The organism is Corynebacterium sp. KPL2895 (assembly GCF_040225815.1).
In the GTDB taxonomy this organism is placed as follows: domain Bacteria; phylum Actinomycetota; class Actinomycetes; order Mycobacteriales; family Mycobacteriaceae; genus Corynebacterium; species Corynebacterium rhinophilum.
Window position 1 is genome coordinate 54,128 of sequence record NZ_JBEHFY010000017.1, and the last position, 6,389, is coordinate 60,516.

A 6,389-nucleotide genomic window follows, 5' to 3' on the forward strand; every position below is an offset into this window, starting at 1 on the left:
ATACCAAGGTAGTCTGTTAAGCATGTCAACTCGTAGTGAAAACACCGTAACCATCAATCAGCCTATCGACATGGTTCACAAGGCGCTGCTCACCCAGGGGTACTGGGAGTACATCGTGGCAAACCTTTCCCCTGAGGCAGGCCAGGTTCACGATTTCTCCGATAACGTAGCAACTCTCTACGAGGTCCTGCCGACCAACCTCTTGCCAGAGGCAGTGCGCGCCATGGTCTCGCAGGACCTCAAGGTCAAGCGCGTGGTCACCGTGGGCGAGCTCAACGGCCAGGCCGCTGACGTCAACTACACCGCAGACGTCAAGGGCACCCCGGTGGACTTCAAGGGCGAGATTTCCCTGGCCGGCGAGGGCGAGATGACCAAGCTGACCTACACCAACGAGATCTCCGTCAAGATCCCGATGATGGGCGCAGCCATCGAGCCAAAGGTGGGCGAATCCCTGGCAGAGCTCTTTGATAACGAGGGCAAGCTGACCGAACAGTGGATTTCTGACAACTCCTAAGGCACTCACCCCTTAGAATTCCTTCACGCCCATGGCCGACCACGCTCATAACCTGCGCGCCAGCGCAGCAGCGGGTCGGCCTTTTGGCGTTATTACCCGCGGCACCACCAACTACAACCGGCTGCGGCGCTGCGATAGGTGGATAGTAGCCCACCCGGAGATTTCGGCCCTGCTGCGCCACGTGCGCACCCCGCTCGCGCTCGACGTGGGCTACGGCGCCTCCCATACCACCACCGTGGAGTGGGCGCGGTGGCTGCGCCGCATCAACCCCCGCGTGGATGTGCGCGGGTTGGAAATCCACCCGGACAGGGTACTGCCGCCGCGCGATGGCGTCCGCTTTGAGCTGGGCGGATTTGAGCTCGCTGACTACCGGCCGCAGGTGGTGCGCGCCTTTAATGTGCTGCGCCAATACGACGTAGACCAGGTTGCGGAGGCGTGGCAGACGGTGTGCTCACGCTTGGCCCCCGGCGGGTTCTTCGTGGAGGGTACCTGCGATGAACTGGGCCGGCGCGCGGCGTGGATCCTGCTCGATCAGCATGGCCCAAAGACGTTGACGCTCGCGTGGGATCCCTTCGACGTTGCTCGGCCTTCCGATGTGGCCGAGCGCCTGCCCAAGGTGCTCATCCACCGCAACGTGCCCGGCGAGCCCATCCACGAGCTCCTGCAGGCCGCCGATAGGGCTTGGGATCGCGCCGCCGGGTGGGCCCCGCACGGCCCGCGGGTGCGGTGGCGCATGGCACACGCCCTGCTTGCCGATGCCCCCTTTAGCCTCCAGCCTCCCCGCCGCCGGCTGCGCGATAATACGCTCACTGTGAGCTGGGAGAGCATCGCACCCCGCTAATATCCAGCACACATTGCCACCGGCCGCCTCATGCGCCACACTGGTAGTCATGGCTGCAAAGAAATCGGGCGGATCGCTCGCGTGGAAAATTGTCGTAGGCGTCCTCGTAGCGCTCCTTGTTATCATCCTCATCGCCGAGTTTGGCCTACGCTGGTTCATTGGTAATCAGATGACCGAGGAGTTTAAAAATAGCGCCAAGGAAGAAGGCATCGAGGTCACGGAAGATCCCTCTGTAAGCTTTGGCGGCAGCCCCCTCCTCTTTGGCCTGCTGCGCGGCTCGATTTCCCAAATGGATATGACCACGCCGTCGACCCTGCAGATCGAAGGATCGCAGATCAAGGGGCAACCCGCCTCTGAAATCCACGTGGAAGACATGTCGACGGATACCGATAACCCAGTAGCCGGTTTCCTCCGCGCCACCACCACCGTTCCGGATGACTATCTGCTGGCCAGCTTCCAAAAAGGAATCTCAGACCAATCCGGTAGCGAAACCATTGGAAATATGGTGGTCACTGAAATCACCGCGAATGACCAGAGCGACGAGCTGGAGGTGAAATTTGGCGGCGGTTTGGCCAGCCTTTCGCTCAAGCCCACCGCCCGCGACGGCAAGCTGGAGATCAATGCCACCGAGGCCGCAATCTTTGGGCTGTCGCTGCCTGAGCAGGCCACCAGCGCCATTTCTGATGCCCTGCAGGACGGCATGTCCGAGCAGCTCGTTGCCAATGACATGCAGGTCGAATCCGTGGACGTGGGGGATGGCAAGCTCACGCTGACCATCACCGGTACCGATGTCCCGATGAACGATATGGACCACTTCTCCGGCGAAAGCGGCGAACAGAAGAAGGCCGCCTAACACCGTCGCCGCAGAAGCGCCCGACCTAGGGAGCGGGAAATTCTACGACGGGCAGCGAGCTGGACAGCTCGCTGCCTTTTTCTATGACGATCTTGTGAAAACCGGCCTGGGCGGCAGCGGTTTCCGCGAGGGACCGCGCCGGTTCTGTCTCCGGCAGGATGAGGCCCACGCGGGCCGGGTCTGGGCAGGCCTCGCGGATGGCGACGAGCTCGGCGAGGATAGGGGTGGCATCGGCAAGCGTGGCATCAACGCTGACCCACACCTCGTCCGCGCCGGACTGGATGGCTAGGCGGGCCTCAGAGGCCTTGATGAGCGTGTGGTGCCGGCCAGTGGGATAGCCCGCCACGGCGGTAATGCCCGCCGGCTCTGCCGCCGCCGCCACCGTCACGTGGTGCGGCGAGACCAGCACATGCTGCCCAGCGGCCTGCTCCCTGACCTCGGCGGCGGAAGCGTGCAGGAGATTTTTCATGCTTAGTAGCTGTAGTCGCCGTTGATGATGGCCTTGAGCTGCGGGCGCACGTCAAACCAGTAGATGCCGGTGATGACCGTGCCAATCCACGCCAAAATTTGCAGGCCGGTAGCCATCGCTACCGCCGAGCCCGCAAGCAGGCCTACCCATACCCATTTACCTTTGCGGTCGCCGGCCCGAAACGCATCCTCGCGCGTCGATGCCGCGAGTACTGCCCCGATGATGGCGGTAATGGTCAGGACCTGGAAGAAGTAGATGGGAAAATTATAGGCAATGTCAAGTAAGAGGTACATGCAAATTAATTCGTGGGTTCGTCGGTATCGATAACTTCGCCATCGATAATATTATCGTCCTTGTCCGCAGCAGCGGAATTGCCGTTCTTGGGCGCGTTCTTCTTCTCGTTCACGCGCTCCTGGGCATAGTCATACGCGTCCTTCACGCCCTCGCGGGTTTCCTGGTACGCATCCGCGAACTTGTCCTTGGCCTCAGAGAAAGCCTCCGAGTCGCGGGTTTCTTCCGCAGCCTTCTTAATGGACGCGCCCCACTGCTTGGCGGTAGTGGTGGCCTTATCCAGCATGCCGTCGTTCTCGCCCTGTGGGCCCTGCGCACCTGCGCCCTGCGCACCCTGATTCTCGCGCTCTTCCTGCAGGCGGCCACCGAAATCCTTGGCGGTATTCAGCGCGGACGCGCCAGCTTCCTTCAGGGAATCAAAAAGCTTCTTCTTCTCAGTCATGAAAACCTCCGTGTGATGAATTATTCCGGCGCATTAGGCGCCGAAAATGAGATGATTAACAGCATATATGGCCAAGCCTGCCAGAGAGCCGACGATCGTGCCGTTAAGGCGAATAAATTGCAGATCCTTACCCACCATCAGCTCGATATTCTGCGAGGCCTCCTGCGCATCCCAGCGCTTGATGGTCTCCGGGATGATCGCGATGATCTCCGGGGCGAATTTCTCCACCGCGTAGCGCGCGGCCTTGTCCACAAGGTCATTGGCTTGGGCCAAGAACTCGGAATCCTCGAGCAAACGGTGCGCCAATTCCTTCACCTTGGCCGTCATCTTCTGCCGCAGGAAAGACTCCGGGTCATTGAACTGATCAATCAGCGTGGTGGAAATCGTGCGCCACATCGCCGCCGGCGCCTGCTGCACCTGATCAGAGGCGAGCATCTCTTGCTTGATGTTCTCGATGCGCTCGCGCATATCGGCATCCCATTGCAAGTCCGCAGCCAGCTTGGACAGGTTGCGGCGAATGGCCAGGCGGGCCTCGTGGTTGCCATCGCGGCGGACTTCCTCGGCGAAATTAACGAGCTCGCTATAGACCTTGTCCCCCACCATCTCGCGGGCAAAACGCGGCGCCCACCCGGGCATGCGCTCATCGATGGCCGTGACCACCGTCGATTCCATGCCGAGAATCTTCTTGTGCGCCCAGTCAATGAGGTCATCCTCCAGCGGGCGCGCCTTGCCGTCCGCGATATAGCCCTCCAGCAACCGGCCCAACGGCGGGCCCCACTCCGGCTCCGCCAGGCGGTCCATGACCTGGGTGCGGATGAACTGCTCTGCCTCAGCAGGGTCGAGGTCCTCCACCACGCTGGCGGCGCGCTGGCCAATCCATTCGGAGACTTCCTCTGCCTTGCCGGGTTCTGCCCCCTGGCGCGCCAGCCACAGCGGCAGCTCCGCATCCCGCACCTTGGCGCTCAGTGCATCCGCGGTCAGGAAATTCTCCTCTACGAAGTCCTTCAGCGCATCGCCCACGCGGTCCTTATTATTCGGAATCAACGCCGTGTGCGGGATGGGCAGGCCCATCGGCCGGCGGAATAGCGCAGTCACCGCGAACCAGTCCGCCAGACCACCGACCATGCCTGCCTCCGCCGCCGCACGCACGTAGCCGACCCACACCGGGGCCCCGCTTTCCGATGCCTGCCACCACGAGCACCCCAAAAAGATCACCGCCGCCAGCAAAAGCAGCGACAGCGCAATTGCCTTCCACCGCCGCAGGTCCGCCCGGCGCGCCTCCTGGTTGCCGGCCTGCGGCACACCGGTGCCTGACGATGCCGGCTCCCTCGCCGTATCGAGCCCTGCGTCCGAGCGGTGCGTCATGTGTTCTCCTTGGGGATTGTGAAGGTGCATTCGAGCTTCGGTCTATAACACTAGTGGGCATTGCGGGGACGCAAGGTAGCTGGCTTGGCTAAAATCGATCTTTAGCTTTTCAAACCACTGAAATGCACTTCCCAGTGGCGTAGATCGACGAAGGACGATTCAGGTGGCACGACTCAACCTCAAAGCAATCGAAGAACGCATCAAGCCCCTTGCCGGGCAAGATGACTATGACCGCGAGTTCATCTTTGATCTCATGCTCGCATACGGCCGCTCCAAGGGAAATATCACGCGTCTGCGCAATGGCTCGCTCAACATTGCTGAGGATCCCGAGCACGAGGTAGCCCAGAAAAACATCGTCTACTTCCGTGAGACCACCGGCGATCTTCTTGAAGAACTTGAATGCCTGCGTGTGTCCCCCACGGTGGTGAAGTTTGCCACCCGCTTTGTCATCGTCACCGATTACACGGAGATGATCGCGTACGACCTGAAGACTAGGGAGAACCGTACGTTCCCTCTGCGCGAAATTGACCAGCATTTCACCTTCTTCTTACCTTGGGCCGGCATGGAAAAGGCCCAGTACACCGCCGAATCCCACGCGGATGTCAAAGCTGCGGAGAAGATGGGCACGCTATTCGATGAGCTCGCTTCCGCCAACCCCAGCATCATGAAAGACCCCGAACAGCGGCACGGTCTGAACGTATTTTTCACCCGTCTGCTGTTTTGTTACTTCGCCGAAGACACCGGAATCTTTGGTGAGAATCAGTTCACCAACGCGGTAGGCTCGCACACGCTGGAAGATGGCTCCGACACCGCCGATTTCATCCGCGACATGTTTGCCGCCTTGGATGAACCAGACCCGACGAAAAAGCCCAGCCACTTGGCGGACTTCCCTTATGTCAACGGCCGTCTCTTCCGCGCCGACGCCCACCTGACGGTGCCGCGCTTTCCCCCAAAGCCCGTGAGATGCTCATCGAGCTCGGCCGCCAGATTTGGCTCAACATCAACCCAGACATCTTCGGCTCCATGTTCCAGGCAGTCGTTGCACCAGGCAAGCGCTCCAACTTGGGCCAGCACTACACTTCAGTGCCCAACATCCTCAAGACCATCGAGCCGCTATTTATGGATGATCTCAAAGAGGAGTTCGACAAAGCCTACGACAGCACCAACAAGTTAGATAAGCTTCTCAACCGCATCGCCCGCATCAAGGTCTTCGACCCAGCCTTTATGCGCAAATCAAGTCTCTCATGCGAGAACCAAGTCCTAGCGGCAATAGCCGCTTAGCATGAAGGGCGATGACTCTAGCTACGTAAACAGTCCATGGATTGTGTTCTTGGACGAACTACCCATACACCTGCCGTATCCCTCCACTGACCTTGAAATGAGCCTAGTCATGCAGAACTTTTCTCAGGCCTCTACAGAACTTGTTTCCAACCTGCACAAGATCGAATCAGAACTTAACCTCGACAAGCGCACCAGTGCGGAAGATCAACTTAAGGTTCCAATTCACAATTTTCTAACTGAGGGGCCTGACCCCCGGAAAGTGGACACATCGGGGGCTAGCTATGCTGCTGTGGTCAGTATAGCCGAAGACTTGGTTTCAAAGACATCAGGCGC

Annotated in this window: 7 protein-coding genes and 2 pseudogenes; 5 read left to right on the plus strand and 4 right to left on the minus strand. The window is 59.9% G+C overall.

Annotated features, from left to right (window positions below; genetic code table 11):
• The first annotated feature begins 22 nt into the window (after positions 1–22).
• Genes ABRP95_RS08585 through ABRP95_RS08595 form a run of 3 tightly spaced genes read left to right on the plus strand, consistent with a single transcriptional unit; the run spans position 23 to position 2,208 of the window.
• Entirely contained in the window at positions 23–514 is a 492-nt protein-coding gene (locus ABRP95_RS08585) for a DUF2505 domain-containing protein (RefSeq protein ID WP_284770990.1), read from the plus strand.
• Between the two features lie 31 nt (positions 515–545).
• Positions 546–1,355, plus strand: a complete 810-nt coding sequence (locus tag ABRP95_RS08590; protein WP_284770989.1) for a class I SAM-dependent methyltransferase — start codon at positions 546–548, stop codon at positions 1,353–1,355.
• Positions 1,356–1,404: 49 nt separating this feature from the next.
• Positions 1,405–2,208 (plus strand): LmeA family phospholipid-binding protein, encoded by an 804-nt coding sequence (locus ABRP95_RS08595; protein WP_284770988.1) that lies wholly within the window; start codon positions 1,405–1,407, stop codon positions 2,206–2,208.
• A 25-nt stretch (positions 2,209–2,233) separates the two neighbouring features.
• Here ABRP95_RS08595 and ABRP95_RS08600 read toward each other — a convergent pair whose 3' ends face one another.
• The 4 genes from ABRP95_RS08600 to ABRP95_RS08615 are packed head-to-tail and all read right to left on the minus strand — an operon-like array spanning position 2,234 to position 4,775.
• Entirely contained in the window at positions 2,234–2,677 is a 444-nt protein-coding gene (locus ABRP95_RS08600; RefSeq protein WP_284770987.1) for a deoxyribose-phosphate aldolase, read from the minus strand.
• 2 nt (positions 2,678–2,679) lie between these two features.
• Positions 2,680–2,970: a DUF2516 family protein gene (locus ABRP95_RS08605; protein ID WP_284770986.1), complete on the minus strand. Its 291-nt coding sequence runs from the start codon at positions 2,968–2,970 to the stop codon at positions 2,680–2,682.
• A gap of 5 nt (positions 2,971–2,975) precedes the next feature.
• Positions 2,976–3,410: a CGLAU_01105 family protein gene (locus tag ABRP95_RS08610; protein ID WP_126318144.1), complete on the minus strand. Its 435-nt coding sequence runs from the start codon at positions 3,408–3,410 to the stop codon at positions 2,976–2,978.
• A gap of 33 nt (positions 3,411–3,443) precedes the next feature.
• Positions 3,444–4,775: a DUF445 domain-containing protein gene (locus ABRP95_RS08615; protein WP_284783246.1), complete on the minus strand. Its 1,332-nt coding sequence runs from the start codon at positions 4,773–4,775 to the stop codon at positions 3,444–3,446.
• 163 nt (positions 4,776–4,938) lie between these two features.
• Here ABRP95_RS08615 and ABRP95_RS08620 point away from each other — a divergent pair.
• Both ABRP95_RS08620 and ABRP95_RS08625 read left to right on the plus strand, forming a co-directional pair.
• Positions 4,939–5,996, plus strand: a pseudogene (locus ABRP95_RS08620) (type IIL restriction-modification enzyme MmeI); the annotation flags it as partial.
• Positions 5,997–6,165: 169 nt separating this feature from the next.
• A pseudogene (locus ABRP95_RS08625) lies at positions 6,166–6,389 on the plus strand (hypothetical protein); the annotation flags it as partial.